We start from the raw sequence: 26,359 nt of genomic DNA, 5'->3' as shown, positions 1-26,359 counted from the left end.
TATTCACTACTCCCGGCTCACCTCAATCCTTGAGCAGGCTGTCCAGCGTGGCGGCCTTCGGCTTCACCAGCCAGAAGTAGTCCACGTAGTCGTCGAAGTTCTGCAACATGGCGCGGCCGGTTTCGGAGCCGGTCAGCTCGACATGCTTGGCAATCTTCTCCAGCAGGAAGGCACGGTACATGCCCATTGCTTCGCCGTTGATCAGGTGAATGTCGACCAGTTCATTGTTGTAGCGGTAGGCAAAGCGCTCGCCCGGGTCGTAGACAAAGGCAAAGCCACCAGTCATGCCGGCACCGAAGTTGTAGCCGGTTTCGCCCAGCACGATGACAGTACCGCCGGTCATGTATTCGCAGCAGTGGTCGCCCGCACCTTCGATAACAGCCAGCGCGCCGGAGTTACGCACGCCGAAACGCTCGCCGGCCACGCCGGCAGCAAACAGCTGGCCACCGGTAGCACCGTACAGGCAGGTATTGCCGATGATGATGGCTTCGCCACTTTCATACGCCGCATTCTTCGGCGGGTAGATGGTGACGCGACCGCCAGCCATGCCCTTGCCGACGTAGTCGTTGGCATCGCCTTCCAGTTCCAGGTGCAGGCCGGAAGCGTTCCATACGCCAAAGCTCTGACCGGCGCTGCCGTTGAACTTGACCTTGAGGCAGCCAAACGGCAGGCCTGCCGCGCCGTGTACTCGGGCGATTTCGCCGGACAGGCGGGCACCGATGGAGCGATGGATGTTCTCGATCGGGTAGGACAGTTCCAGCATCTGCTTGTTATGGATGGCAGGCAGTGCATCGGCCAGGATCTGCTCGGCCAGCTCGCCCTTGTCGAAGGACGGGTTGCTGTCGCTGATGCAGAAGCGCGGCACATCGTCCGGCACCGTGCCTTGCGACAGCAGCGGCGACAGGTCCAGCTTGCCTTGCTTGGCGGTTTCGCCTTCCAGCAGTTCCATCAGGTCCATGCGGCCGATCAGCTCTTCCATGCTGCGCACGCCCAGCTTGGCCATCCATTCGCGGGTTTCGCGGGCGATGAACAGGAAGTAGTTCATCACCATTTCCGGCAGGCCAAGGAAGTACTTGGAGCGCAGCTTGATTTCCTGGGTGGCCACGCCGGTGGCGCAGTTGTTCAGGTGGCAGATACGCAGGTATTTGCAGCCCAGCGCCACCATCGGGCCGGTACCGAAGCCGAAGCTTTCCGCACCGAGGATGGCTGCCTTGATCACGTCCAGACCGGTTTTCAGACCACCGTCGGTCTGTACCCGTACCCGGCCACGCAGGCCGTTGGCACGCAGCACTTGCTGGGCTTCGGACAGGCCCAGTTCCCACGGCGAGCCGGCGTATTTCACCGAGGTGAGCGGCGAGGCACCGGTACCACCGTCGTAACCGGAGATGGTGATCAGGTCGGCATAGGCCTTGGCCACGCCGGCGGCAATGGTGCCCACGCCCGGCTCGGCCACCAGTTTGACCGACACCAGCGCGGTCGGGTTGACCTGCTTCAGGTCGAAGATCAACTGGGCCAGGTCTTCAATAGAGTAAATATCATGGTGCGGCGGCGGCGAAATCAGGCTGATGCCTTCCTTGGCGTGACGCAGGCGGGCAATCAGGCCGGTGACCTTATCGCCCGGCAGCTGGCCGCCCTCGCCCGGCTTGGCGCCCTGGGCTACCTTGATCTGCAGCACTTCAGCGTTCACCAGATAATGCGGGGTGACACCGAAGCGGCCAGAGGCCACTTGCTTGATCTTGGACATGCGCTCGGTGCCATAGCGCGAAGCATCTTCACCACCTTCACCGGAGTTGGAACGGCCACCCAGACGGTTCATGGCGGTTGCCAGTGCCTCGTGGGCTTCCGGCGACAGCGCGCCCAGCGACATGCCGGCGGAGTCAAACCGCTTGAGAATGGCTTCGATCGGCTCGACTTCGTCGACGGAAATCGGCTGCTCGGCCAGTTTCACCTTCATCAGGTCGCGCAGCATGGACACCGGACGGGTGTTCACCGTGTCGGCGTATTGCTGGTAGGCCTGGTAGTCGTCGTTCTGTACCGCTTTTTGCAGCAGCTGCACCACGTCCGGGTTGTAGGCGTGGTATTCCTCGCCATGCACGTACTTGAGCAGACCGCCTTGCGAAATCTGGCGCATCGGGTTGAAGGCGAAACGCAGCAGTTGTTGCTGGTCGTCTTCGAAGTCCTCGAAACTGGCACCGGATACGCGCGATACCGTGCCCTTCAGGCAGAGATCGACCACGTCCTTGTGAATGCCGACCGCTTCAAACAGCTGGGCACCACGATAGGAGGCGATGGTGGAAATACCCATCTTGGACAGTACTTTCAGCAGGCCCTTGTTGATGCCCTTGCGATAGTGCTGCAGCGCTTCGTTGATCTTGCAATTGACCACGCCGCTGTTCACCAGATCGATGATGCTCTGGTAGGCCAGGTAGGGATAAACCGCGGTAGCACCGTAGCCGATGACACAGGCCATCTGGTGCGCATCACGCACGGTGCCGGTTTCCAGCAAGATGTTGGTCTTGCAGCGCAGGCCGGTTTCAATCAGCGCATGGTGTACCGCGCCGGTGGCAAACAGGGCGTGGATAGGCAGACGGCCCTGGGTGATGATGCGGTCGGACAGCACTACGATCACCGTGCCTTCGTTGACCGCTTCGATCACGTGCTGGCACAGCTTTTCAATCGCCTGTTGCAGCGAGCTTTCGTTCGGGTCGTAGCACAGGTCGAAGGTGGTGGCCTTCAGATACGGTTCCGGACGGGTGGTGACGCGGATGAATTTTTCGTGCGACAACACCGGCGAGCGCACTTCCAGACGCTTGGCGTGCTCGGCGCTCTCTTCGAACATATTGCGTTCCGGGCCAAACACGCTGTTGAGCGACATCACCACCGCTTCGCGGATGGGGTCGATCGGCGGGTTGGTCACCTGGGCAAATTGCTGGCGCAGGTAGTCAAACGGCGAGCGTACTTTCTGGCTGAGCACCGCCATCGGGGTGTCATCGCCCATGGAGCCGACGGCTTCCTGGCCGTCTTCAGCCAATACGCGCAGGATCTGGTCGCGCTCTTCATAGCTGAAGTTGTACAGCTTTTGCAGACGGGTCAGCTCATCCTTGCCCATGGCTTCAATACCGGCGTCGTCCTCGATCGACAGCTCCAGATACTTGGCGCTGTCCTTGATCCACTGACGATACGGTTTGGCGCTCTTGAGCATGGCGTCGATGTCTTCCGGCATCAGCAGCTCGCCGGTAGCCAGATCGGCAGCAAACAGCTGGCCCGGCTTCACCCGGCCCTTGCGCACTACGTCTTCCGGCTTGTAGTCCCACACGCCTACTTCGGAGGCGATGGTCAGGATATTGTCGCGGGTCAGTACCCAACGTGCCGGGCGCAGGCCGTTGCGGTCCAGCATACAGGCGGCGTAGCGGCCATCGGTCAGCACGATGCCGGCCGGGCCGTCCCACGGCTCCATGTGCATGGAGTTGTATTCGTAGAAGGCGCGCAGGTCCTTGTCGGTGGAGTCGACGTTCTGCCAGGCCGGCGGCACCAAGAGGCGCAACGCGCGGAACAGCGGAATGCCGCCCATCAGCAGGCCTTCCAGCATATTGTCCAGGCTCATGGAGTCCGAACCGTCGGTCTGCACGATGGGACGCACCGCGTCCATATCGAGGTGCGGCGAGGCCATGATGCGCTCGCGGGCACGTGCCCAGTAACGGTTGCCCTGCACGGTGTTGATTTCACCGTTGTGCGCCAGGAAGCGGAAGGGCTGTGCCAGCTTCCACTGCGGCCAGGTATTGGTGGAGAAGCGCTGGTGGAATACCGCCAGGCTGGACTCGAAACGCGGGTCGTTCAGGTCCAGGAAGAACTTGGGCAGGTTTTCCGGCGTTACCAAGCCCTTGTAGGACAAGGTATGCGGCGACAGTGTCGGCAGATAGAACGCCGGGTCGTCCACCTTGTTGGCTTTTTCCGCCTGACGACGGCCCATGTACAGACGGCGCTGGAAAGTCAGCTCGTCCATGCCGAAAGGACAGTTAACAAAGACTTGGGAAATGGCAGGCAAGCTGGCCAGTGCGGCTTCGCCACAGGCGCTGACATCAGTCGGCACCATGCGGAAACCGGCCACTTCCAGTTGCTGGGCTTCCAGAAACTCTTTCAGGCGACGCAGGCTGCGATCGCCAATTTCACTGTCGGGGTGGTGGAAAACCAGACCTGCGGCGTACACTGCCTTCAGGGCAATATCGGCCTCGGCCGCAACTTCCCGCAGGAAGCCATCCGGCTTGCGAAACAGCAAGCCACAGCCGTCGCCCGACTTGCCATCTGCCGCCACCGCTCCACGGTGGGTCAGTTTGGCCAGCGAGGAGATAGCGGTTTCCACCAGCCAGTGGCTGGGTTTGTCGTCCAGTTGGGTGATAAGGCCGAATCCGCAGCTGTCCTGCTCGAAATCCGGGTGGTACAGGGTACCCTGCAACCAGCGCTGTCTGTCCATTGCTTTGTCCTGCTTATAATTGTGAATCGAATGAATCGATTCTAAGGGCAACATGCTTGACCTTGCAACCAGTTATTGCCACTTTTCTCGCAGCGCAATAACCTTTTAATTTCAATGGTTTGATTGAATTTTTCCCCAAAAAAATCAGGGAAAACCCGCAAAAAAAGTACATTTTTCTTCCAGTTTTGTGACACCCATATTCAAATTTACGACCCATTGTGGTGCACGGCGGCTTAATCCAAAACCGCCTAAATAGCTGATTTCAGAATATTGTCCGACAACATACACAAAGCCATCATGCGTAGCGATACCACTACAGCACTCAGCCAGGATTTCGTACGCCAGCTGGCCGACCAGGCCTTCTCGCGCTCGGCCGGGGCACCGCTGATTGCCGGCAATCAGCTTGCGCTGCTGTATGACAGCACCGATAACTTCCCGGCCTGGCGGCAGGCCATTGCCGGGGCGGAAGAATCGGTGTTCATCGAGATGTATATCGTGGCCAATGATCGCTTTGGCCGCGAGATCCGCCAGTTACTGATCGAAAAAGCCACTGCCGGCGTCAGGGTATGCCTGCTGTATGACTGGCTGGGCTGCTGGAAGCCCTGGCTTTCCGGTTTCTTCCGTCCACTTCTGGCAGCCGGTGCAGAAGTGCGCGCCTATAATCCCCCCACGCTGACCGGCGGGCTTAGCCTGCTGGGGCGCAACCATCGTAAGCTTATCGTGGTGGACCGGCAGGAGGCCTTCATTTCCGGCCTGTGCATCAGCTCCAGCTGGGAAGGCCGACCAGAAGCCGGCATTGCCCCCTGGCGTGACACGGGCCTGTCGCTGCGCGGCCCCCTGGTACGCGAAGCACTGGCAGCCTTTGCCGATAGTTGGGCCAGTTGCGGGCAAGCGTTGGAGACTAGCTGGCTGGCAGATGCCGCACCGACCGAATGCGGCACTATCGCCGCCCGCTTGATTGCCACCACCCCTTCCACCGCCCACATGATGCGGCTGGATTTGCTGATTGCCAGTTTTGCCCGCCGCACCCTGTGGCTGACCGATGCCTATTTCATGGGTACCAGCACCTATCTGTCCGCACTGAAGCAGGCGGCGCGCGATGGCGTTGATGTGCGCCTGCTGGTGCCGCGCTCCAGTGATATCCGCTGGATTGCCACCGTGTCGCGCACCATGTACCGGCCGCTGCTGGAGGCTGGCGTGCGAGTGTTCGAGTGGAACGGGCCGATGATTCATGCCAAGACAGCGGTGGCCGATGGCCGTTGGGCACGGATCGGCTCCACCAACCTGAACATTTCCAGCTGGCTGGCCAATCGGGAAATCGATGTGGCCATCGAGGACGAAAGCGTGGCCGGCAAGCTGGCAGCCCGTTTCTTGCAGGATCTGGAACAGTCTACCGAAGTGGTGCTCAGCGGCCATAAACGCACGCCGGTGTTGACGCACCCGCGCCAGCGCCAGCAGGCTTCCCTGCGTTTTCCCAATGCCGGTCATGCAGCACGTAGCGGTGCCAGTGCCGCCGCTCGCCAGGCCGCACGTATTGGCGATGCACTGGGCGCAGTGGTACGTGGTACCCGCAGCATAGACAGCAGCGAGGCCACGGCCTTTCTCACCATCGGACTGAGCCTGTTGATCTTCGCCGTACTGGCGGCCCTGTTTCCCTGGCTGGTGGCCGGCCCGCTGGTTTTCCTGCTCACGCTCAGTGGCGGTGCCATCGTATTGAAGGCACTGGGTCTGTATCGCCGGCGCAATGAAAAAAAACAACAGTCGGCGGCAACAAAAAATAATCTCAAACCGCCAGCGCCACCAACAACCTAAACTGTCTTAAAACAATCCTTTAAGCCCGCTCTATCCCGCTGAAATCCTTGCCAGACAAGGATTTCAGCGGGATATTTGATCAAACCTCCAGATTATTTTCACACACGGATATTGCCGTGCAACACAAGCACGGTAAAAGGTCTACAATGCGCGCTTTCTTGGGATGTTCTCCAAGCCGGCCGACGTGAAGGACGCACCACCCAGCGTGCTCCCTAAGGAAGCCGGGGATCTGCGGCCACTCCACGTCAGCCTGCAGGACGCACCCCGGTTTTCGTGCGCACCCAGTAATATTTACGCGCCTCAAGGCCAGCCCCGCCCACTGCCATCCGGCAGGGACCAGCGACTGCGCCCCAACGCGCACCGAGTGACACTGCAGCAAGCTGCGGGCCGACAGGCGTTACAGGTGCACGGTATTGTCCTTACCCATGGCAAGGACTGCCTTCCTGAATGGCCATCCCCGGCTGTGGTGTCCGAGTTTTGACTGACAAGGACTCAGGTATGCGTTTTCACTTTCCCATCGTCATCATCGACGAGGACTTCCGCTCGGAAAACACCAGCGGCTCCGGCATCCGCGAACTGGCAGCAGCCATGGAAGCCGAAGGCATGAGCGTGATTGGTTACACCAGCTATGGTGACCTCACCTCCTTTGCCCAGCAGCAAAGCCGGGCAGCCGGTTTTATCTTGTCCATCGACGACGAAGAATTCCAGACCGACGACGCCTCGGAAAACGCTCTGGGCCAGCTGTACAGCTTTGTGGCGGAAATCCGCCGCCGTAATCCGGACATTCCGGTATACCTGTACGGCGAAACCCGTACTGCACGCCATATTCCCAACGACATCCTGCGCGAGCTGCATGGTTTCATCCACATGCACGAAGACACACCGGAGTTTGTGGCACGCCATATCATCCGCGAATCCAAGAGCTATCTGGACAGCCTGGCGCCGCCGTTTTTCCGCGCGCTGGTGGACTATGCCCATGATGGCTCCTACTCCTGGCACTGCCCGGGCCACTCCGGTGGCGTGGCCTTCCTGAAAAGCCCGGTAGGCCAGATGTTCCACCAGTTCTTCGGCGAAAACATGTTGCGCGCCGACGTATGCAATGCGGTGGACGAACTGGGCCAGCTGCTGGACCACACCGGCCCGATTGCCGCCTCGGAACGCAATGCGGCACGCATCTTCAATGCCGACCATCTGTTCTTCGTCACCAACGGCACCTCGACCTCCAACAAGATCGTCTGGCACAGCTGCGTGGCAGCGGGTGACATCGTGCTGGTGGACCGCAACTGCCACAAGTCCAATCTGCACGCCATCATGATGACCGGTGCCATTCCGGTATTCCTGATGCCCACGCGCAATCACTACGGCATCATCGGCCCGATTCCCAAGTCGGAATTCCAGCTGGAAAACATCAAGAAGAAGATTCTGGCCAACCCCTTTGCCCGCGAAGCGCTGGAAAAGAACCCCAAGCTCAAGCCGCGCATCCTCACCATCACCCAGTCCACCTACGATGGCATTTTGTACAACGTGGAAGAGATCAAGGGCATTCTGGATGGCGAAGTGGACACCCTGCACTTTGACGAAGCCTGGCTGCCGCATGCCAGCTTCCACGACTTCTATGGCGATTTCCACGCCATTGGCGAAGGCCGCCCGCGTTGCAAGGACAGCCTGATCTTCTCTACCCAGTCCACCCACAAGCTGCTGGCCGGTATCAGCCAGGCTTCGCAGATTCTGGTGCAGGACCCGCAAAACCGTCAGCTGGATACCGCCTGGTTCAACGAAGCCTATCTGATGCACACCTCCACCAGCCCGCAATATTCCATTATTGCCAGCTGCGATGTCGCCGCCGCCATGATGGAACAGCCGGGTGGCCAGGCACTGGTGGAGGAATCGCTGGTAGAGGCACTGGACTTCCGCCGCGCCATGCGCAAGGTGGACGAAGAATACGGCAACGACTGGTGGTTCAGCGTGTGGGGCCCGGACGAGCTGTCCGACGACGGCATCTGCGACCCGGTGGACTGGGAACTGAAACCCGGCGCGCACTGGCACGGTTTTGCCGGCATCGAGGAAGGCTTCAACCTGCTGGACCCGATCAAGGCCACTGTGCTGACGCCGGGCCTGGACGTGGACGGCAGCTTCGAAGAAATGGGCATTCCGGCCGCCATCGTCACCAAGTACCTCACCGAACACGGTGTGGTGGTGGAAAAAACCGGCCTGTACAGCTTCTTCATCATGTTCACCATCGGCATTACCAAGGGCCGTTGGAACACGCTGATTTCGCTGCTGCAGCAGTTCAAGGACGACTTCGACAAGAACCAGCCACTGTGGCGCGCCATGCCGGACTTTGTCGCCCGCTACCCGCAGTACGAACGCGTGGGCCTGCAGGACTTGTGCCAGCGCATTCACGCGCTGTACACCAAGCACGACATCGCCCGCCTGACCACCGAGATCTATCTGTCCGAGATGGAACCGGCCATGCGCCCGGCCGATGCCTTTGCCAAGATGGCGCACCGCGAGATTGAACGCGTGCCGGTAGACCAGCTGGAAGGACGCGTCACCGCCGTGCTGCTGACCCCGTACCCGCCGGGCATCCCGCTGCTGATTCCGGGCGAGCGTTTCAACAAGACCATTGTTGACTACCTGCGCTTTGCCCAGGCCTTCAACCGCGAACTGCCGGGCTTCGAAACCGACGTTCACGGTCTGGTGGCCACCGATGTGGAAGGCCGCAAGGTGTACTGCGTGGATTGCGTCAAGTAAGCCCCCCGCAGCCTTTCATGCAAAAAGCCGCAGGCATTGTCCTGCGGCTTTTTTTGTCTCTTACCAGCCGTTCTCCAGCACCAGATGGCCGGGTGCACTCAGCCGACTCAGGCGAAAACCCATTTTCATCAGCTGGCGGTGCGTGTCCTCCACCATGGCCGGGTTGCCACAGATCATGAAGCGCGAGCGTTCCACCGTCAGCGGCAGTCCGGCGGCCTCGGCCAGTGCGCCACTGTCCAGCAAGGCCGGAATGCGCTGTTGCAACATGCCAGGCTCGGCCTGACGTGTCACCACCGGCACATAGTGCAGCCGCTCGCCCCATTCCTGCCATAGCGGGTGCTGGCGCAGGGCGGCAATCTCCGCACGGTAAGCCAGCTCGCTGACATCACGTACACAATGCACCAGCACGATGCGGGCAAAGCGCTGCCACACTTCCGGCTGCTGCAGGATGGACAGATACGGCGCCAGGCCGGTGCCGGTGGCCAGCAGCCACAGATCCTCGCCATCCGGCAGTCGGTCCACGGTGAAGAAACCGTTGGCCTTGTTGTCCAGCAGGACGGTGTCACCCACCTGCAAACGCGCCAGGCGCGAGGTAAACAATCCGTCCGGCACCACGATGGAGAAGAACTCCAGATGCTCGTCCCAACTGGCCGAGGTCATGGAATAGGCCCGCCACACCATGCCGCCGTTTTCCAGCGGCAAGCCCAGCCGGGCAAACTGACCGGGGACAAAACGCCAGGATTCCGGTCGGCTCAGGCGGAAGCTGAGCAGTTTTTCACTCCAGCGCGTGAGGGAAAGAATGGTCTGGCGGGTGAATTTTTCTTCTGCGGGTGCGGCCATGGAAAATACCTTAGTAATTTACTCAAGTAATTTACCGCATCCAGACTGTAGCAGCAAGCCGGCCACGGCTTGCTGCGCCTAGGGCTTCCGCCTGCTGCTGGCTTAATCAGCCAGTGCCTGTGCCAGATCAGCCAGAATGTCTTCGATATCTTCCACGCCGATGGACAGGCGCAGGCCACCTTCACGGATGCCGAGCGCGGCTTTCTGCTCCGGCGGCATGCCGCCGTGCGACATGGTGTAGCTGTGGTTGACTAGCGACTCCACCCCGCCCAGCGACTCGGCCAGTGCAAACAGCTGCAGCTTGCTGGCCACGCGGCTGGCTTCGGCGCGGGTGTCTTCCTTCAGCCAGATGGTGACGATGCCGCCAAAACGGCGCATCTGCTGCTTGGCGATGGCATGGCCCGGATGGTCGGCAAAGCCGGGGAAGAACACTTTTTCCACCTTGGGATGGTCGCGCAGGAAGGCGGCCACCTGCTCGGCATTGTCGCAGTGGCGTTCCATGCGCAGGTGCAGGGTCTTGATGCCGCGCAGGGTGAGGAAGCAATCCTGCGGTCCCGGTACGCCACCGGCGGAATTCTGGATGAACTTGATGTCGGCAAACAGCTTGTCGTCGCTGACCGCCACCAGGCCCAGCAGCACATCAGAATGGCCGCCCAGGTATTTGGTGGCCGAATGCACCACGATGTCAGCGCCCAGATCGATGGGGTTCTGCAGATACGGCGTGGCAAAGGTGCTGTCCACCGCCACCACCGCACCATGCTGGTGGGCAATGGCGGACAAGGCGGAGATGTCCACCAGGTTGAGCAGCGGATTGGTGGGCGACTCCAGCCATACCAGCTTGGTGCGATCACTGATGGCTACGCTCAGATTGGCCGGGTCGGTCAGGTCGGCAAAGGTGACGGTGATACCAGCCGGCTCCATGATTTTGGTCAGCAGGCGGTAGGCACCACCGTACAGGTCGGCCACTGCAATCACTTCGTCACCCGGTTTCAGCGTGGCGCGCAGCACCGCATCAATGGCGGCCATGCCGCTGGCAAAAGCCAGGCCGTGCCTGGCATTTTCCAGACTGGCCAGGCAGGTTTCCAGCGCAGCACGGGTGGGGGTGCCGGTGCGGGCATAGGAGAAAGGTAGCTGCTCGCCCACTTCGGCAAATTCAAACACCGAGGTTTGATAGATGGGCGGCATCACCGACTTGCTGTGCTGGCTGCTGTCGTAGCCGGAATGAATGGTCTTGGTGGCAAATTTCATGATGTTCCTGATTGTCCCTAAGCCACGGTCAAGCAAGGTAGCGGCGGTATTCCGTCGCGCTGCCGGCCATTCCGATGGCATGAATAAACACATGATCAATACAAAAACCGGTATTTTGCCGGCAATTTATTGATCATTCCCAAAATTCAGCCGCAATTTTCTTTACATCAAAAGGGAATGGGGCTAATTTGCGCCGTTTCTGAATCAAACAACTGTACGAATGAAGCTAGAACGCGCTTTTGACATCCTCTTTCACCAGCTGGAAACCTTGCCTCGGACGGACTGCCTGTCTGCCAAAACGGGTGGCCAGTGGCAATCCCTGAGCAGCACCGAGGTGATGGAGGCCGTCAATGCGGTTAGCCTGGGCTTGCTGCAACAAGGCATTGTACGTGGCGACAAGGTGGCCATCGCCGCCGACAACTGCCCCGCCTGGGTGATTGTCGATCTGGCCTTGCAACAGATCGGCGCCATCAGTGTGCCGCTCTACCCTACCTGCACCCTGGAAGATGCACGCTATATCCTGGCCCATGCCGAGGTCAAGCTGGCTTTTGTCGGCAGCAGTGCATTGCAACGCAAACTGGAGCAGGCACTGGATGGCCGCCCTTGCCCCTGCTACGCGCTCAACCCGCTGGACACCCTGCCCGCCTGGACCGTGCTGCGCGATGCCGGCCGCAGCGGCAGCCTGCGCCAACTGGCCTTGCTGCGTAACAGCATACAGGCGGACGACGTCTTCACCATCATCTACACCTCAGGCACCACTGGCCGGGCCAAGGGGGTGATGCTGTCGCATCGCAATGTGGTCAGCACCGTGATTGCCACGGCTGAGCATACCCGGCTGCCTGCTGGCCAATGCCGGGCGCTCAGCTTTTTGCCGCTGTCGCACATTTTCGAGCGTGCCGGGGTGTTGTACTACCTGTTCACCGGCACCGGTGTCTATTTTTCCGGTGTCGATAACCTGTCCACCAGCATGGCAGAAATCCGCCCGCATACTTTCAGCGCTGTGCCGCGGGTACTGGAGAAAATCCACGAAAAGCTGCTGGCCAGGGCCAAAAACCTGAGTGGCTGGCAACGTCGGCTGTACCTGTGGGCCATGGCACGGGCAGAAGCCTATGAGCCGCGGCAGCCACCACGCGGCTTGGCCGCTATCCAGCATGCGATTGCCGACCGCCTGGTGTATCGCAAATGGCGTGCTGCCATGGGCGGCGAATTGCGCTGGGTGAATGTGGGGTCTGCCGCCCTGCAGCCGCGTCTGGCGCGCCTGCTGTGGGCCAGTGGCATTGCCGTGGCCGAAGGCTATGGCATGAGTGAAACTGCACCGGTGATTACTGCCAATCCCTTCCAGGCCGATGCAGTACAGATTGGTAGTGTCGGCATTGCCCTGCCCGGTGTAGAGCTGAAACTGGCCGGGGATGGCGAAATCCTGGTGCGTGGCCCCAATGTGATGGTGGGCTATTACAAGGAGCCGGAACTCACAGCCGAAACCCTGCAACAGGGCTGGCTGCATACCGGTGATATCGGCGTGCTGGAACAGGGCTATCTACGCATTACCGACCGCAAGAAGGAAATGTTCAAGACCAGCAACGGCAAATACATCGCGCCACAGATGCTGGAAAACAAGCTGAAAGAATCGGCCTATATCGACCAGATCATGGTGGTGGGCGACGGACAGAAATTTGCCGCTGCACTGATCGTGCCGCTTTACGAGCGGCTGCAGGAATGGTGCCAAGAGCAGGGCATCGCCTATACCAGCCATAGCGAGATGCGGCTGCACCCACGCATCGTCGAGCTGATCGAGCGCGAGATCAAACGCTTCAACCGCCACTTTGGCAGTTGGGAACACATCAAGAAATTCGCCCTGCTGGACAAGCCCTGGTGCGTGGACGCCGGCGAACTGGCCCCCACGCTCAAGCTGCGGCGCAAGGTGATCAGTCAGCGCTGCCAGGCATTGATAGAAAGCATGTACCACCACGCCTGAGTGACAGGCTAGTCATGAAAATCCCCGCCGATGAGCGGGGATTTTTATTGGCCAGCAGGTGATTCAGCGTTGATGCGCCATCTCCAGCTTGCGCTCCACCCGCTTTTGCAGGCGCTCGAAACTGGCACTCATCATCCAGTACAGTGCAGCCGCACCCAGATAGAGCGGCAGCGGCTGGAAGGTCTGGGCAATCACTTCCTTGGTGGCCAGCATCAGCTCGGTGACGGTAATGACTGACACCAGCGAGGTATCCTTGATCAGGCTGATCAGCGAATTGGACAGGCTGGGCACCGATAGCCGCAGCGCCTGCGGTGCCACGATATAGCGCATGGTCTGCCACCAGCTGAAGCCCAGCGACAGCCCGGCATCCCACTGGCCGCGATCCACCCCGGCAATACCGCCGCGCAGGCTTTCCGACAGATAAGCCGCCACATTCAGCGTCAGTGCAATAATGCCGGCAGGCACTGGGTCCAGCTCAATGCCGATACCGGGCAGGCCGTAGTAGATGACAAAAATCTGCACCAGCAAGGGCGTGCCGCGCATGGCGCTGACGTAAAAAGCCACCAGCTGCGACAGCACCGGCACCTTGCCAACCCGCAGCAGGGCTACCACAAAGCCCAGCAGCAAGCCCAGCACCATGGCCACCACGGCAAACATCAGCGTATATAGCGCACCCTTCAGCATGACTGGCAAGGCGGCGCTAATCAGATCGGCCCACTCCATGTTTTCTTCCCCATTCTGAAACACCTGCGCCCCTGACCGGCAGGGGCGCAGCAATCAGTGCATTCTAATGGCACTGAAGATAAAACACGATGGCCGCAAAGGGCCAGAGCCGCTTACTTGGCGGCGGTCGGTGCCTTGGACACGTCGATACCGAACCACTTGACCGAAATCTTCTTGAAGCTGCCATCGGCCTTCATGTCATTAAGCGCCTTGTCCACCGCCTGCTTGAACTTGGGGTTGTTCTTGGCAAACGGAATGCCCATGGTGGTGACATCGCCCACCGGATGACCGGCCTTCAAGGGCAGCTTGGCTTGCTTGATGGCAAACGGAATCAGCAGGCTGTCGTTCAGTGCCGCATCAATCCGGCCGGAGGCCAGGTCTTGCAGGTTCTCCGGAGCAGACGGGTACACCTTCACCTCGATACCGTTTACCGCCTTGACCATGTCGGCATAGTTGCTGCCCTGACCCACGCCCACCTTCTTGCCTTTCAGGTCGTCCAGCGACTTGAACACGCGGCTTTCGTTCTTGCGCACAATCAGTTGGGCGCTGGAGAAGGTATAAGGCTGAGAAAAGTCGAAGGTTTCCTTGCGCTTGTCGGTAATGCCCACCTGGTTGACCACCACGTCAAACTTGCCTGCCTGCAGGCCAGCCAGCAGACCGCTCCACTCGCCGGTGGTGAATTCCGGCTTCACTTTCAGGCGCTTGGCCACTTCGGTGGCCACTTCCACATCAAAACCGGTCAGGTTCTGCTGGGCATCCTTGAAGGTGAAGGGCGGGTAAGTGCCTTCCACGGCAATTTTCAGGGTACCGCGCTGCTTGACGGTATCCAGCAGGTCAGCGGCAAGGGCATGGCCGGCAAAAGCGGCCATCAGAGAGGCGAGCAGGATTTTTTTCATCGCAGATCATCCATCGTTATTTTGAAAACAAAGACATTCCACCACGGGAATACAGGCATTGCTGTGCCAGCAGCGGCTGACATCGCAGCACGATGCGCCAGCATACTCCAGCCTCAGCGGATAAACAGCCATATCGTCAGTGCGGTTCCCACCACCACCACAAAGCCACGCAAATGGCGCTCAGGCAGACGGTGCATCAGCCAGCCACCCACCACGCCGCCAGCAATGCCGCCGGCACCCAGTGCCAGTACGGCAGCCCAGTTAATCAGGGGGGAAAAAGCAAAAATCGCCACCGCTGACGCATTCATGGTCATGGCCAATGCGTTCTTGGTGGCCGTGGCCATACGTACCTGCTGACCGGCAATGGTGAGCGCCGCCAGCATCAGAAAACCGATGCCACCACCAAAATAACCGCCATACACCGCAATCGCGCCCTGAATCAGCAGCAATAGCGGGGTGGGCAAATGCCGCGGCGGCGCGCCCAGGTCCACCACTGGCTTGCGGCGGAAACTGCCCCAGGCAAACACGCTGGTAGCAAACAGCACCAGCCACGGCACCAGCCGGGTAAAGATGCTGACCGGGGTGGAGAGCAGCAGCAAGGCCCCCAGCACACCGCCGATCAGGCTGACGGCAAACAGATGACGAAACGGCACCGGCCCCACGCCGCCCACCAGCTTGCGCCCGGCCAGCGCCGAGGTGATCTGGCTGGGAAACAGCGCAATGGTGCTGCTCATATTGGCCGCCAGCGGGTTGAGCCCGGCCAGCAGCAAGGCGGGAAAGGTAATGAAGGAGCCTCCTCCGGCCAGTGCATTCTGGATGCCGGCGTACAGGCCGGCGGCCGCGATGAGCAACAAGACTGAAAGGGGGATGGCAGTGGCTGACATGAAAATACCGTTAGAAAATGTTGGTACGACTATAGGCTGGATCGGGTAACAATGAAGCGCCTGTTCTCTGCCAGTAGCTAGCCACAGGCAGGGAGCAGGCGCACCTACCGATCATCCATATTATGCCTGTCGCTTCAGGCGATGCTGTAATTCTGTCTGAATCGATTGCCACAGCTCGCGTGCCAGACCAAATAGAACCGCCAGTATCAACCCACCAGCCAGTCCCATCGTCAGGTACTGTGCTTTCTTTCCGCTGCCACTCGGCAGTGCCGCATTCGCCAAAGCTCCAATCCGTATATCGCGCTCGACCAGGGGACGAATCAGCATGATGCGCTTTTGCAGCACATCAATCATGACTGTATAAAAATAATAATTGCGCAGCACCTGCCATTGCTCAGGAGTGAATCGTTTGGCAGGCATATTCAGGGCATTATCTTTCTGCGCCATAGGCAGCTCGACGGAAGGTGCCTGTACCCCATCCCCCTGCACGTATACAAACTGAACATCTCGCCAAGCCATTGCCTGTAGTTGCAACCTGGTCGACTCATCCAGTGTGGCCAAGCCTCCCGGTACCAATTTTGCCATCTGCACCTGGTTGTGGCCGAATTCGGACTGCATCGTCAGCAACTGTCCACGCATTTGCGACCACTGTCTGGAATAAGGCGTCAGGCCCTGCTCCAGCGCCAGTTCCCTGCCCACGCGCGCAACCGTATTGGCGAGGGCCACCGCAATGGCAGCATTGCGAGCCTCAGCCTTGATTTCAATGCTGCCATCCTTGGCAACGGCGGTAGTCACCGCACCGATATCCTTTGATGCTTGCAACTGCTTCACCACACGTCCCAGGACCTCTTCACCTTGCAATACGGAAGCAATCAATGCCGGAGACGCCGCCCCATTGTTAACAGGTGGAATATTGCCTAGCGGAAGATTGGCAGCAGGAATCATCAACATGATTACCGAAGCTTGATAGCGCTCGGGCAAACAACGCATGAGCAACATGGCCAGCAAGATGCCAAGCAAAGGGAGTGCAAGTAGGCTTTTCCAATACTTCTTACAGAACAATATGATATCAATCAGCCCAATTTCTACTTCATCCTCATTCGATTTCAAAGAAAATCCTTCAAAAATAATTAATAGCAACGACGCCAACAATACACACTAGCATTTTTAGTTTGCATGTAAATTTCCGAAATAATACGTCAAACTACCGAGAACTCACCAGATCATTGATAGGGATATTTCTCAGAAGAGAAGGAAGAAGTACTTGAACTTTCCCAGCACCCGCGACAAGCCGGTTTACTGCTTCCAGCTTTGTGCAAGAACAATCTCTCCGAATGCTGATAGACAATTAAAAACAGCCCGTAAACAAAAAATTTACGGGCTGCAGATCCAGCTGGGTAACACCAGAGAATGATTCGTGGTGTTTAGACGTTGAACAGGAAGTTCATCACATCGCCATCCTGTACCACATACTCCTTACCTTCCGAGCGCATCTTGCCGGCTTCCTTGGCCTTGGCTTCGCCACCCAGGGTGATGAAGTCGTTGTAGGCAATGGTTTGCGCACGGATGAAGCCGCGTTCGAAGTCGGTGTGGATCACACCGGCAGCCTGCGGTGCGGTGTCACCCACATGGATGGTCCAGGCGCGTACTTCCTTCACCCCGGCGGTGAAGTAGGTTTGCAGGCCCAGCAGCGTGTAGCCGGCACGGATCAGGCGGTCCAGGCCCGGCTCTTCCAGGCCCATTTCGGCCAGGAACTCAGCCTTGTCCGCATCTTCCAGATCGGCGATTTCACTCTCGATAGCAGCGCACAGGGCAACAACCGGTGCGCCTTCGCGCTCGCCCAGTGCCTGCAGCTTGTCCAAGTAGGCATTGTTCTTGAAGCCGTCTTCCGCCACATTGGCCACATACATGGCCGGCTTGATGGTGAGCAGGCACAAGGGCTTGAGGATGGCTTTTTCTTCATCGGACAGATCCAGCGAGCGCACCGGCTGGCCCTGGTCCAGATGCGGCACCAGCTTTTCCAGCACGGCGATCAGTGCGCGGGCGTCCTTGTCACCGGACTTGGCTTTCTTGCCTTCGCGCTGCATGGCTTTTTCGACCGAGGAGAGGTCGGCCAGCGCCAGTTCGGTGCCAATGGTTTCGATGTCGGCAATCGGGTCTACCTTGCCGGCCACGTGCACGATGTTGTCGTCGTCAAAGCAGCGCACCACATTGACGATGGCGTCGGTTTCGCGAATGTTGGCCAGAAACTGGTTACCCAGGCCTTCGCCCTTGGAGGCACCGGCCACCAGGCCGGCAATGTCGACGAATTCAACGATGGCCGGCTGGATTTTTTGCGGGTTGATGATCTTGGCCAGTTCGGCCAGACGCGGGTCCGGCACTTCCACGATGCCAACATTGGGCTCGATGGTGCAGAAGGGATAGTTGGCGGCCTCGATACCGGCCTTGGTCAGCGCATTGAACAGGGTGGACTTGCCAACATTGGGCAGGCCAACAATACCGCACTTCAGACTCATGTCAGCATTCCTTGATAAGGTTCACAATCTTGCAGGCCGGCAAGGCCGGCCTGTGCAATCACTTGGCTGCAGTATGCAGCTCTTTCATGGCCATCGCCATGTTGCCGGCAATGGCCAGCGGCAAGTAGGTCTGCGCCTTGAGCACGGCATCGTCAATGGCGCTTTGTTCTTCGGCACGCGGCTTTTTCAACACAAAATTCGCCACTTCATTACGGTCTCCCGGGTGACCGATACCCAGGCGCAAACGCCAGAAAGCGGGCGAACTCAAGCGCGCCGCAATGTCTTTCAGGCCGTTATGGCCGCCGTGACCACCGCCTTGCTTGAGGCGGGCGGTTCCGGGTGGCAGGTCCAGCTCGTCATGCACCACCAGGATTTCATCCGGCAGAATCTTGTAAAAATGCGCCAGCGCCAGCACCGCCTGCCCGGACAGGTTCATGAAGGTCATCGGCTTGAGCAGCCAGATATCCTGACCTTCAATCGCTACCCGGGCGATATCGCCATGGAACTTGCCTTCGGTACGCCAGTTGCCCTTGTATTTCCAGCACAGCTCGTCCAGCAGCCAGAAACCAGCATTATGACGGGTCTTTTCATACTCTGGCCCGGGATTGCCCAGGCCAACAATCATGCGAATGGAGGACATGATCGACACTTCCAGTAAATGAGCTTGCAATAAAAAAGCTCGCTGCAGGCTAAAGCCTGACAACGAGCCCTTGTCAAACAAGCACTAATGCTTAGGCGTTGGCCAGAGCAATGGCTGCGTCTTCGCCACGTACCAGGGCAGCGATTTCAACGCCGGCCGGCAGTTTCAGGTCGGACAGGTGTACAGCTTCACCTACCTTGATGGCGGACAGGTCAACGTCGATGAACTTCGGCAGGTCGCCCGGCAGAGCGCGAACTTCCACTTCATTGATGATGTGGCTGATCTTGGCACCTTGCAGCTTAACGGCGTCCGATTGGTCGGCGTTAACGAAGTGCAATTGAATCTTCACGTGTACTTTTTGGCTCAGGTCAACACGTTGGAAATCAATGTGCATCACTTGCTGTTTGTACGGGTGGTTCTGGAAGTCACGCAGGATAACTGCTTGCTTCTGGCCGTCGATAACCAGATCCAGGATCGCAGAGTGGAAAGCCTCTTCCTTCAGTGCGTAAAAAATGGTGTTGTGGTCCAGAACGATGGACTCAGCAGCGCCATTGCCGTATACCACGGCCGGCAGTTTGCCAGCGTGACGCAGGCGGCGGCTCGCACCAGTACCCATCTCTTCGCGCTTGGCGGCGATCAGTTCATAAGACATGTAAAGCTCCAGTATTTCAAGTTGAAGGCACCAGCCCCGCCGCGACCAGCGGGCCTGATGTTACGGCAGGCAAGCGCCCGACGAAACCAGTTCCTCATTGAAGAGGTAGGACACCGATTCCTCGTTGTTGATGCGGCGCAGCGTTTCGGCCAGCAGGCCGGCAATGCTGGCAACCCGGATGTTCGGGCAGGCCAGGGCCTGAGCAGTCAACGGAATGGTGTCGGTGACAACGACCATGTCGATGTCGGAATTCTTGATGCGATCCACGGCCTGACCGGAGAAAATCGCATGGGTAGCATAAGCCAGCACGCGCTGGGCACCGCGCTCTTTCAGCGCAGAAGCGGCCTTGCACAGGGTATTGGCGGTGTCGATCATGTCATCCACGATCAGACAGGTACGACCGGATACATCACCGATGATGTTCATCACCTCGGCCACATTGGCCTTGGGACGACGCTTGTCGATGATGGCGAGATCAGTGTTCAGTGCCTTGGCCATGGCGCGGGCACGTACCACACCGCCAACATCGGGGCTCACCACGATCAGATCGTCAATGCGCTGGGAACGGATGTCCTTCAGCAGGACCGGCGTAGCGTAGACGTTATCCACCGGGATATCAAAGAAGCCCTGAATCTGGTCGGCATGCAGATCGACGGTCAATACACGATCGATACCGGCGCTGGTCAGCATATTGGCTACCAGCTTGGCGGAGATCGGCACACGGGCAGAACGCGGACGACGGTCCTGACGGGCGTAGCCAAAATACGGAATGGCTGCGGTAATCCGGCCGGCGGAAGCACGCTTGAGCGCGTCGGCCATGGTCAGGATTTCCATCAGGTTGTCATTGGTGGGGGCACAGGTGGACTGCAGGATGAAAACGTCGCGACCGCGGACATTCTCCAGCAGTTCAACGGCGACTTCGCCATCGCTGAACTTGCCGACATCGGCACGGCCCAAGGAGATATCCAGATGCTTGACCACGTTTTGAGCGAGTTCCGGGTTAGCGGTCCCGGTAAATACCATCAAACTGTCGTATGACGCCATGATTCCATTTGCCTTAGCAGGATAAAGAAAAAGCGTGTAAGGGATTCTTACACGCTTTTTTCATGCTCTCTCTATTGAGAGAAAGTCTTGGCTGGGGAGGTAGGGATCGAACCTACGAATGCCGGAATCAAAATCCGGTGCCTTACCACTTGGCGACTCCCCAATAAACTTTTAAACAATGTCCAACAAGGGGTGGCTATTCAGCCCTTCCGCAACAAATCCCTTATACTTTACGGACATTGCCTGATAAACTTTATCGGCTTCTTCCTTTGACTGGCACTCAAGGAACACACATGCTCCGGAACCAGTCATCAGCGGCGAACCATATTTTTTCAACTCGCTCAGTACTTCATTCACCGCCGGGTACAGCTCTGAAACAACCTGCTGCAGCGCGTTTCGTCGTTGCTGCGTTGTTTCGAGGATTCGCATTATGCTGATGCGGCCTTCCTCTGTCAACACCCTTCCTGCAAATTTCTTAAATATTTCTGCAGTAGGTACATGAACACCGGGGTGAATTACAACATACCACGCCGGTTGCAAATTGATTTCATTGAGTTTTTCACCGATTCCGGTAGCCAGCGCATTTTTGCCAAAAATAAACACCGGAACGTCTGCTCCCAGTTGCAAACCCATTTCCATCAATTGTTCGCGCGAATAATTTGTCTGCCACAAATGATTCAGTGCCAGCAAAACCGTGGCGGCATCCGAACTGCCACCGCCCAATCCGCCCCCCATCGGGATACGTTTGCTCAGGCGAATGCTGACACCCTGCGTGCAAGCACTGCGCTGTTGCAGCAAGCGCGCAGCGCGAACGGTGAGATCCCGCTCGGGTTCAACGCCCTCTATCGGGTTGAGCAATACGATCTGGCCATCGTCACGCACGGCCAGTTCTACCGTATCGCTGTAGTTGATAAAGCGAAACACGGTTTCCAGCAGATGGTAGCCATCGGCACGCTTGCCCACGATGTGCAGTAGCAGATTGAGCTTGGCCGGGGCAGGATAGGAATGGAAATGTGAAGTCATGCAGCAATGAATCCGGATAAGTATCTGGAGAACAGCGGGGGTTTAATGCCAGTTTTGCGGCAGCAGGCGCAAGGTAAGCCTGTCGCGCTGCATGTCCACCCGCTTGGGATAGGGAGAGGGCGTATCGGCATCGCTGACGAAGCGGATGGTCCAGCCTTGCTGGGTCAGACTGCCGTCCTCGGCAAACTGATAAGGCGCATCAGGTGCCGGCAGACCGCGTATCCACCACACCAGGTTGCCCAGCGGCAGCGTCCAGCCCAGCACATCCTGCGTCAGGGATTCAACATCGTCCGCCTGCCAGGTTTTGCCATCGGCCTGCAGGCTGACACCAGCAGCATCCCGCTGCAGGCGTGCCACTGTAGTACCCAGCGGACTGTTGACCGACAGCAGGTCGTCATTCAGCCGGTGCATCCACTCAAACTGGCCAACCGAGCCCTTGCCGTCCATATTGACCGAAATGCGGCCACTGACATTGAACGGCTGGTCCTGTCTGGCCGCACTACTCGCAGCAGATGGCCGAAACACGGTTTCGCTGGCACAGCCGGCCAGCAACAGGCTGCTGGCCAGCCATGCGATGGCAATACCCTGCTTCATGGCAGATGAAAGCGCTTGAGCGCATCCTGCAGTGTTTCATTGTCCGGGTCTTTGGCCAGTGCCTGACGCCACAGACTGAGTGCATCCTGTTTGCGACCCAGCTTCCACATCACTTCACCCAGATGAGCGGCTACCTCGCTGTCCTGCATGGCGGAATAAGAGCGCTCCAGGTATTTGAGTGCAGCCTCGTTGCGCCCCAGCTTGAACAGTACCCAGCCCATGCTGTCCAGAATCATCGGATTATCCGGATCGGCTTTCAGTGCCTTTTCGATATAAGCCAGCGCTTCCTGATGCCGATTGCTGCGATTAGCCAGGGTATAGCCCAAGGCGTTTAGTGCCTGCGGGTCATCCGGTTTTTCCTTGAGCAGGGTTTTCAGATCGCGTTCGGCATCACCCAGATTACCCAGCTGATCCGACACCAGCGCACGGTCGTACAGCAGCTCGGGCGAGCGCGGCCAGTTTTCCAGCGCCTGACTCAGAATACGGAAGGAAAGGTCATAGCGCTTGGCATGGCGCGCCAGCTCGGCCTGTTGCATGGCCAACTGCACTTTTTCCTGCTCGCCCTGCCCCAGCGGTGCCAGGCGTTGCAAGGCCTGGTCTAGCCGGCCTGCTTCGGCATCCAGCGCCGCCAGCCGCGCCTGGGCCTGCAAAAACTGCTGTCCGGCCCCCACGCTTTCATACCATTGCCGTGCTACCGCCTTGTCCTGGCGGTCTTCGGCCACTTGCCCCAGGGTGAAGCGGATGAAGTCGGATTCCGGATGTCTTTGCTGCAAAGCAGCCGTCAACCGCTGATCGGCAGCAGCCAGGTCGCGCAGCTGGTAGGCCAGCAGACCGGATGCATAAAGCAGTTCTGCGTTATCCGGATTCTGCCGTAGCAGCGCTTCAAAGGCCGTACGTGCTTCCGGGAAGCGTTTGGCCCCCACCAGCAGGCGCGGATACGCCATGCGCAGCTCCAGCCCGGCATCCGGTCGACGTGCCAGCTCCTGCTGCAGGAAGTCTATTGCCTGCCCCAGGCGGATACGACGCAGACGGTCGGTCTGCCAGGCAACGGGCAAATCCCACTTGGGGGCGATTTGCGCCAGCCGGTCGAATTCGCGCTGGATGGAGGCATCGTCATTCACTTCGGCGGCCACCGCGATCACGGCAAAACGGGCTTCCGGCAAATCCGGATACTGACTGGCCAGGCGATTGACCAGCGCATAGGCCGCCTGCTTGTCGTTCTGACGCGCAGTCAGGCGGGCCAGCTGCACAAAGATGTCCGGTGCACGTTGCGGCTCGCGCTTGAGCAGGTCCTCCACCAAGGGCTGGCTTTCCGCCAGTTTGCCCGAACGCAGCATGGTAATGAACAGCTGTTCGCGCGGGATCTGCGAGCTGGGATCCAGCTCCATCCATAGCGCCAGCGCATCAGCAGCATCCTTGAGCTGGCCGGTGAACAGGGCGAATTCGGCAGCGCGCTGCGCCAGCCGTGGGTCTCTGGTCTGGCGGGCAAGGTCCAGATAGGTTGCGGCAGATGAACCAGCAGCACCACGCTGGGCGGCAATTTCGCTGGCCAGTACGCCATAGACGATTTGCGGCGTCAGCTCCAGTCGGGGCAGATTGGGATTATCCTCGGCTGCGGCAGCGGTTTCATCATCAGCAGCTTGCTCGGTAGTGGTGGCCGGCTGCTTGGCAAGCAAGGGGGTCTTCATGCTGGTGCAGGCTGACAACAGCAGCACCAGCAACAGGGAAAGGGATCGATTCAGCGGTTTCATTCGCATGGAGTCTGTGCCGGTTGAACGCGTAGAATAGCACGCTCGGTTATTTGATCTAGTCAATCTTGTCCTGAAAGCGAAAGCAGCATGCCCGAACTGCCCGAAGTGGAAACAACCCGTCGCGGTGTTGCGCCTTATCTGGATGGTGCCACCCTGCAAGGTGCGATTGTGCGCGAAGGCCGCTTGCGCTGGCCAGTCCCCCCACAACTGGGCGCCATCCTTGCCGGTCTGACAGTACGCGCAGTCACGCGCCGTGCCAAGTACCTGCTGGTTCATTTTGATAGCGGAACCCTGCTGATCCACCTGGGGATGTCCGGCAGCCTGCGTTACGTACCTGCCGACACCCCGGTGCAAAAACATGATCACATTGACCTGAAGCTGGGTAGCCACGTGCTGCGCTATCGTGACCCGCGCCGCTTCGGCGCCATGCTGTGGCATGTGGGCCCGCTGGAATTTCACCCGCTACTGAAAGACCTTGGACCGGAGCCGCTTTCCGATGGTTTCGATGGCGACATCCTGCATGCCGCCATTGCCAAGCGCGGATCGGCCATCAAGCTGGCCATCATGGACAATCATGTGGTGGTGGGCGTGGGCAATATCTACGCCAATGAATCCTTATTCCATGCCGGTATCAATCCGACCCGCGCCGCCCGCGACCTGAGCCTGGCCGACTGTCGACGCTTGGCAGCGGAAATCAGGCGGGTTCTGGGACTAGCCATCGAAGCCGGCGGCAGCACGCTACGCGACTTTGTCAATACGGATGGCAAGTCTGGCTACTTCCAGCAGGACTACTATGTTTATGATCGGCAAGAGGAAGCCTGTCGCATCTGCAGCAGCCCGATACGACAGATACGACAGGGACAGCGAAGTTCCTACTATTGTCCACTATGCCAGCCATGCTAGAGTGGCAAATCATTCAAACCCGCACATGAAGCGCCGCGTATCTTGAAGTCATCTGCCACTACGTCTTTTCTTACCCGCGCCAGCCGCTTGCTGCGCTTGGTCAGCCACATTGCCCTGGGTATTTTTATCGTTGCCACCCGCTATCCGCATCTGGCCCAGGCCGAGCGTGCCGTGGTAACGCGCCGCTGGTCCGGTCATCTGCTGAAGATTCTCGGCATCACGGTGCGGGTGGAGGGCGTGAATCCCGGCTTCTATCCGCCCAATACCCTGCTGGTGGCCAACCATGTTTCCTGGCTGGATATATTCGTACTCAGTAGCTGCACGGTGTCGCGCTTTGTTGCCAAACGGGAGATTCGCTCCTGGCCGCTGATAGGCTGGGTGGTGAATGCCGGCGGTACCTTGTTCATCGACCGCAGCAATCGCCGCGATGCCAGTCGGGTGAATCAGCTGCTGGCCGATGCCTTGGGCAAGGGCAGCTGCATGGCAGTCTTTCCGGAAGCCACCACCTCGGATGGCAGTGGCATCCTGCCCTTCAAGGCATCGCTGTTTGAAGCCGCCCTGCCCTCACGCAGCACGGTACAGCCCGTTTCCATGCGCTATCAGTTGCCGGACGGCAGCCTGACCACGGCACCGGCCTATGCCGGCGACACCACTTTCTGGCAGAGCATCAAGCTGATCCTGGCACAGCCAGCGATGGAAGTGGCGCTGACCTACGGCCAGCCGCTGAAAGCGGGCGAAGGCGAGTTGACTTCCCGCTTCGCCCTGTCGGAACGTGCATTCCGTGAAGTGTGTCTGGGCCTCAGGCTGCCACTTCCCGATACGCCGGACACGGCAGAGAAAATGCCTGCCTGTCCTCCAGCCGAAGTGCAGTAAGACTCCCACCCCACAGGCAGCCGCTGTCGATGGCCAGAATATCTTCAGTCAGGTACAGGCCCAGCGCCGACCAATGGCCACAGATAATGGGGGTATGGCTGCTGCGCCGGCCCTTGGCCTCGAACCAGGGAATCAGGTTGGCTGGCGCACCATCGCGCTCGCCCTTGTAGGCCAGATCGATCTCTCCGTCCCGCGTGATGAAGCGCATGCGGGTCATGGCATTGACGATGACGCGCAGCCGCTCAGCGCCCTTGAGTTCATCAGACCATCTGACCGGCTTGTTGCCATATAGCCGTGACAGGAATTCGCGGTAGTAGGGGCCGGACAAGCCATTCTCCACCTCTTCCGCCAGGCGCAGAGCCCGGTCGATGCTCCACTCTGGCAGCAGTCCGGCATGCACCATGGCATGACCGTGCTCGGCAATCATCAATGGCTGACAGCGCAGCCAGTCCAGCAGCACCTTGCCGTCGGCAGCGTTGAGAATATCATCCACGGTATCACTGCGATGCAGCTTGCCAAAGCCCTCTGACACGGCCAGCAGATGCAGGTCATGATTGCCCAGCACGATCTGCACCCTGTCCTGTTGCTGGAATACCCAGCGCAGCACCTGCAGGGACTCCGGACCGCGATTGACCAGATCACCAGTCAGCCACAAGGTGTCTTTGCCGGGATTGAAATCGATCATGTGCAGCAGTTGCTGGAATGGGCCGAAACAGCCCTGGATATCGCCGATTGCGTATGTTGCCATCTTCACCTCTGA

At 59.0% G+C, this 26,359-nt stretch carries 21 protein-coding genes and 1 tRNA gene; 6 read left to right on the top strand and 16 right to left on the bottom strand.

Annotated elements, in window-relative coordinates:
* Positions 1-22: 22 nt before the first annotated feature.
* Positions 23-4,471, bottom strand: a complete 4,449-nt coding sequence (gene gltB, locus GSR16_RS01870) for a glutamate synthase large subunit (RefSeq protein WP_159874891.1) — start codon at positions 4,469-4,471, stop codon at positions 23-25.
* Between the two features lie 297 nt (positions 4,472-4,768).
* On the opposite strand from gltB, the gene GSR16_RS01865 reads away from it, so the two are divergent.
* Together GSR16_RS01865 and GSR16_RS01860 are read left to right on the top strand one after the other, a co-directional pair.
* Positions 4,769-6,283 (top strand): phospholipase D-like domain-containing protein, encoded by a 1,515-nt coding sequence (locus GSR16_RS01865; protein WP_159874890.1) that lies wholly within the window; start codon positions 4,769-4,771, stop codon positions 6,281-6,283.
* Positions 6,284-6,781: 498 nt separating this feature from the next.
* Entirely contained in the window at positions 6,782-9,037 is a 2,256-nt protein-coding gene (locus tag GSR16_RS01860; RefSeq protein ID WP_159874889.1) for an arginine/lysine/ornithine decarboxylase, read from the top strand.
* Positions 9,038-9,097: 60 nt separating this feature from the next.
* Here GSR16_RS01860 and GSR16_RS01855 read toward each other — a convergent pair whose 3' ends face one another.
* Both GSR16_RS01855 and GSR16_RS01850 read right to left on the bottom strand, forming a co-directional pair.
* A complete protein-coding gene (locus GSR16_RS01855; RefSeq protein WP_159874888.1) occupies positions 9,098-9,877 on the bottom strand; it encodes a ferredoxin--NADP reductase in 780 nt (259 codons plus the stop codon).
* A gap of 102 nt (positions 9,878-9,979) precedes the next feature.
* A complete protein-coding gene (locus GSR16_RS01850) occupies positions 9,980-11,125 on the bottom strand; it encodes a trans-sulfuration enzyme family protein (protein ID WP_159874887.1) in 1,146 nt (381 codons plus the stop codon).
* Here GSR16_RS01850 and GSR16_RS21280 point away from each other — a divergent pair.
* Positions 11,124-11,258 (top strand): hypothetical protein, encoded by a 135-nt coding sequence (locus GSR16_RS21280; protein WP_276608562.1) that lies wholly within the window; start codon positions 11,124-11,126, stop codon positions 11,256-11,258. The genes GSR16_RS01850 and GSR16_RS21280 overlap by 2 nt on opposite strands.
* A gap of 87 nt (positions 11,259-11,345) precedes the next feature.
* Positions 11,346-13,100 carry an AMP-dependent synthetase/ligase gene (locus tag GSR16_RS01845; protein WP_159874886.1) on the top strand — a complete coding sequence of 585 codons (1,755 nt, stop codon included), beginning with the start codon at positions 11,346-11,348 and terminating at the stop codon, positions 13,098-13,100.
* Positions 13,101-13,163: 63 nt separating this feature from the next.
* Here the strand turns inward: GSR16_RS01845 and GSR16_RS01840 are convergent, their stop codons facing one another.
* From GSR16_RS01840 to GSR16_RS01785, 12 genes are all read right to left on the bottom strand, one after another.
* Positions 13,164-13,823: an amino acid ABC transporter permease gene (locus GSR16_RS01840; protein ID WP_159874885.1), complete on the bottom strand. Its 660-nt coding sequence runs from the start codon at positions 13,821-13,823 to the stop codon at positions 13,164-13,166.
* Between the two features lie 113 nt (positions 13,824-13,936).
* Positions 13,937-14,719 (bottom strand): transporter substrate-binding domain-containing protein, encoded by a 783-nt coding sequence (locus GSR16_RS01835; protein WP_159874884.1) that lies wholly within the window; start codon positions 14,717-14,719, stop codon positions 13,937-13,939.
* A gap of 113 nt (positions 14,720-14,832) precedes the next feature.
* Entirely contained in the window at positions 14,833-15,603 is a 771-nt protein-coding gene (locus tag GSR16_RS01830; RefSeq protein WP_159874883.1) for a sulfite exporter TauE/SafE family protein, read from the bottom strand.
* Between the two features lie 120 nt (positions 15,604-15,723).
* Positions 15,724-16,752, bottom strand: coding sequence for a YveK family protein (locus GSR16_RS01825; protein ID WP_159874882.1), 1,029 nt, complete (start codon positions 16,750-16,752; stop codon positions 15,724-15,726).
* Positions 16,753-17,027: 275 nt separating this feature from the next.
* Positions 17,028-18,119, bottom strand: coding sequence for a redox-regulated ATPase YchF (ychF, locus tag GSR16_RS01820; RefSeq protein ID WP_159874881.1), 1,092 nt, complete (start codon positions 18,117-18,119; stop codon positions 17,028-17,030).
* 58 nt (positions 18,120-18,177) lie between these two features.
* Positions 18,178-18,762 carry an aminoacyl-tRNA hydrolase gene (gene pth, locus GSR16_RS01815; RefSeq protein ID WP_197715605.1) on the bottom strand — a complete coding sequence of 195 codons (585 nt, stop codon included), beginning with the start codon at positions 18,760-18,762 and terminating at the stop codon, positions 18,178-18,180.
* A gap of 88 nt (positions 18,763-18,850) precedes the next feature.
* Positions 18,851-19,411: a 50S ribosomal protein L25/general stress protein Ctc gene (locus GSR16_RS01810; RefSeq protein WP_159874880.1), complete on the bottom strand. Its 561-nt coding sequence runs from the start codon at positions 19,409-19,411 to the stop codon at positions 18,851-18,853.
* A gap of 60 nt (positions 19,412-19,471) precedes the next feature.
* Positions 19,472-20,455: a ribose-phosphate pyrophosphokinase gene (locus GSR16_RS01805; protein ID WP_045846690.1), complete on the bottom strand. Its 984-nt coding sequence runs from the start codon at positions 20,453-20,455 to the stop codon at positions 19,472-19,474.
* An 88-nt stretch (positions 20,456-20,543) separates the two neighbouring features.
* Positions 20,544-20,618, bottom strand: a tRNA-Gln gene (locus GSR16_RS01800).
* Between the two features lie 8 nt (positions 20,619-20,626).
* Positions 20,627-21,478 (bottom strand): 4-(cytidine 5'-diphospho)-2-C-methyl-D-erythritol kinase, encoded by an 852-nt coding sequence (ispE, locus tag GSR16_RS01795; RefSeq protein WP_159874879.1) that lies wholly within the window; start codon positions 21,476-21,478, stop codon positions 20,627-20,629.
* Between the two features lie 42 nt (positions 21,479-21,520).
* Positions 21,521-22,072, bottom strand: coding sequence for a lipoprotein insertase outer membrane protein LolB (lolB, locus tag GSR16_RS01790; protein ID WP_159874878.1), 552 nt, complete (start codon positions 22,070-22,072; stop codon positions 21,521-21,523).
* Positions 22,069-23,823: a tetratricopeptide repeat protein gene (locus GSR16_RS01785; protein WP_240902578.1), complete on the bottom strand. Its 1,755-nt coding sequence runs from the start codon at positions 23,821-23,823 to the stop codon at positions 22,069-22,071. Before GSR16_RS01785 ends, lolB begins: the two co-directional genes overlap by 4 nt.
* Before the next feature lie 87 nt (positions 23,824-23,910).
* Between GSR16_RS01785 and mutM the strand changes: the two genes are divergently transcribed.
* Together mutM and GSR16_RS01775 are read left to right on the top strand one after the other, a co-directional pair.
* Entirely contained in the window at positions 23,911-24,726 is an 816-nt protein-coding gene (mutM, locus tag GSR16_RS01780; RefSeq protein ID WP_159874876.1) for a bifunctional DNA-formamidopyrimidine glycosylase/DNA-(apurinic or apyrimidinic site) lyase, read from the top strand.
* A 42-nt stretch (positions 24,727-24,768) separates the two neighbouring features.
* Positions 24,769-25,599 (top strand): lysophospholipid acyltransferase family protein, encoded by an 831-nt coding sequence (locus tag GSR16_RS01775; RefSeq protein WP_159874875.1) that lies wholly within the window; start codon positions 24,769-24,771, stop codon positions 25,597-25,599.
* Here the strand turns inward: GSR16_RS01775 and GSR16_RS01770 are convergent.
* Positions 25,526-26,347 (bottom strand): symmetrical bis(5'-nucleosyl)-tetraphosphatase, encoded by an 822-nt coding sequence (locus GSR16_RS01770; RefSeq protein ID WP_159874874.1) that lies wholly within the window; start codon positions 26,345-26,347, stop codon positions 25,526-25,528. The two genes, GSR16_RS01775 and GSR16_RS01770, sit on opposite strands and share 74 nt — an antisense overlap.
* Between the last annotated feature and the right edge of the window lie 12 nt (positions 26,348-26,359).

Origin of the sequence: Aquitalea denitrificans (assembly GCF_009856625.1) — a bacterium.
GTDB lineage: Bacteria > Pseudomonadota > Gammaproteobacteria > Burkholderiales > Chromobacteriaceae > Aquitalea > Aquitalea denitrificans.
The sequence above is the reverse complement of the archived record's forward strand: the minus strand, read 5'-3'. Positions and strand labels throughout refer to the sequence as shown.

Coding starts and splice junctions, on each gene's coding strand:
- gltB (WP_159874891.1), bottom strand. CDS start 4,471: ATGGACAGACAGCGCTGGTTGCAGGGTACCCTGTACCACCCGGATTTC.
- GSR16_RS01865 (WP_159874890.1), top strand. CDS start 4,769: ATGCGTAGCGATACCACTACAGCACTCAGCCAGGATTTCGTACGCCAG.
- GSR16_RS01860 (WP_159874889.1), top strand. CDS start 6,782: ATGCGTTTTCACTTTCCCATCGTCATCATCGACGAGGACTTCCGCTCG.
- GSR16_RS01855 (WP_159874888.1), bottom strand. CDS start 9,877: ATGGCCGCACCCGCAGAAGAAAAATTCACCCGCCAGACCATTCTTTCC.
- GSR16_RS21280 (WP_276608562.1), top strand. CDS start 11,124: ATGATGTTCCTGATTGTCCCTAAGCCACGGTCAAGCAAGGTAGCGGCG.
- GSR16_RS01850 (WP_159874887.1), bottom strand. CDS start 11,125: ATGAAATTTGCCACCAAGACCATTCATTCCGGCTACGACAGCAGCCAG.
- GSR16_RS01845 (WP_159874886.1), top strand. CDS start 11,346: ATGAAGCTAGAACGCGCTTTTGACATCCTCTTTCACCAGCTGGAAACC.
- GSR16_RS01840 (WP_159874885.1), bottom strand. CDS start 13,823: ATGGAGTGGGCCGATCTGATTAGCGCCGCCTTGCCAGTCATGCTGAAG.
- GSR16_RS01835 (WP_159874884.1), bottom strand. CDS start 14,719: ATGAAAAAAATCCTGCTCGCCTCTCTGATGGCCGCTTTTGCCGGCCAT.
- GSR16_RS01830 (WP_159874883.1), bottom strand. CDS start 15,603: ATGTCAGCCACTGCCATCCCCCTTTCAGTCTTGTTGCTCATCGCGGCC.
- ychF (WP_159874881.1), bottom strand. CDS start 18,119: ATGAGTCTGAAGTGCGGTATTGTTGGCCTGCCCAATGTTGGCAAGTCC.
- GSR16_RS01810 (WP_159874880.1), bottom strand. CDS start 19,411: ATGTCTTATGAACTGATCGCCGCCAAGCGCGAAGAGATGGGTACTGGT.
- GSR16_RS01805 (WP_045846690.1), bottom strand. CDS start 20,455: ATGGCGTCATACGACAGTTTGATGGTATTTACCGGGACCGCTAACCCG.
- ispE (WP_159874879.1), bottom strand. CDS start 21,478: ATGACTTCACATTTCCATTCCTATCCTGCCCCGGCCAAGCTCAATCTG.
- lolB (WP_159874878.1), bottom strand. CDS start 22,072: ATGAAGCAGGGTATTGCCATCGCATGGCTGGCCAGCAGCCTGTTGCTG.
- GSR16_RS01785 (WP_240902578.1), bottom strand. CDS start 23,823: ATGAAACCGCTGAATCGATCCCTTTCCCTGTTGCTGGTGCTGCTGTTG.
- mutM (WP_159874876.1), top strand. CDS start 23,911: ATGCCCGAACTGCCCGAAGTGGAAACAACCCGTCGCGGTGTTGCGCCT.
- GSR16_RS01770 (WP_159874874.1), bottom strand. CDS start 26,347: ATGGCAACATACGCAATCGGCGATATCCAGGGCTGTTTCGGCCCATTC.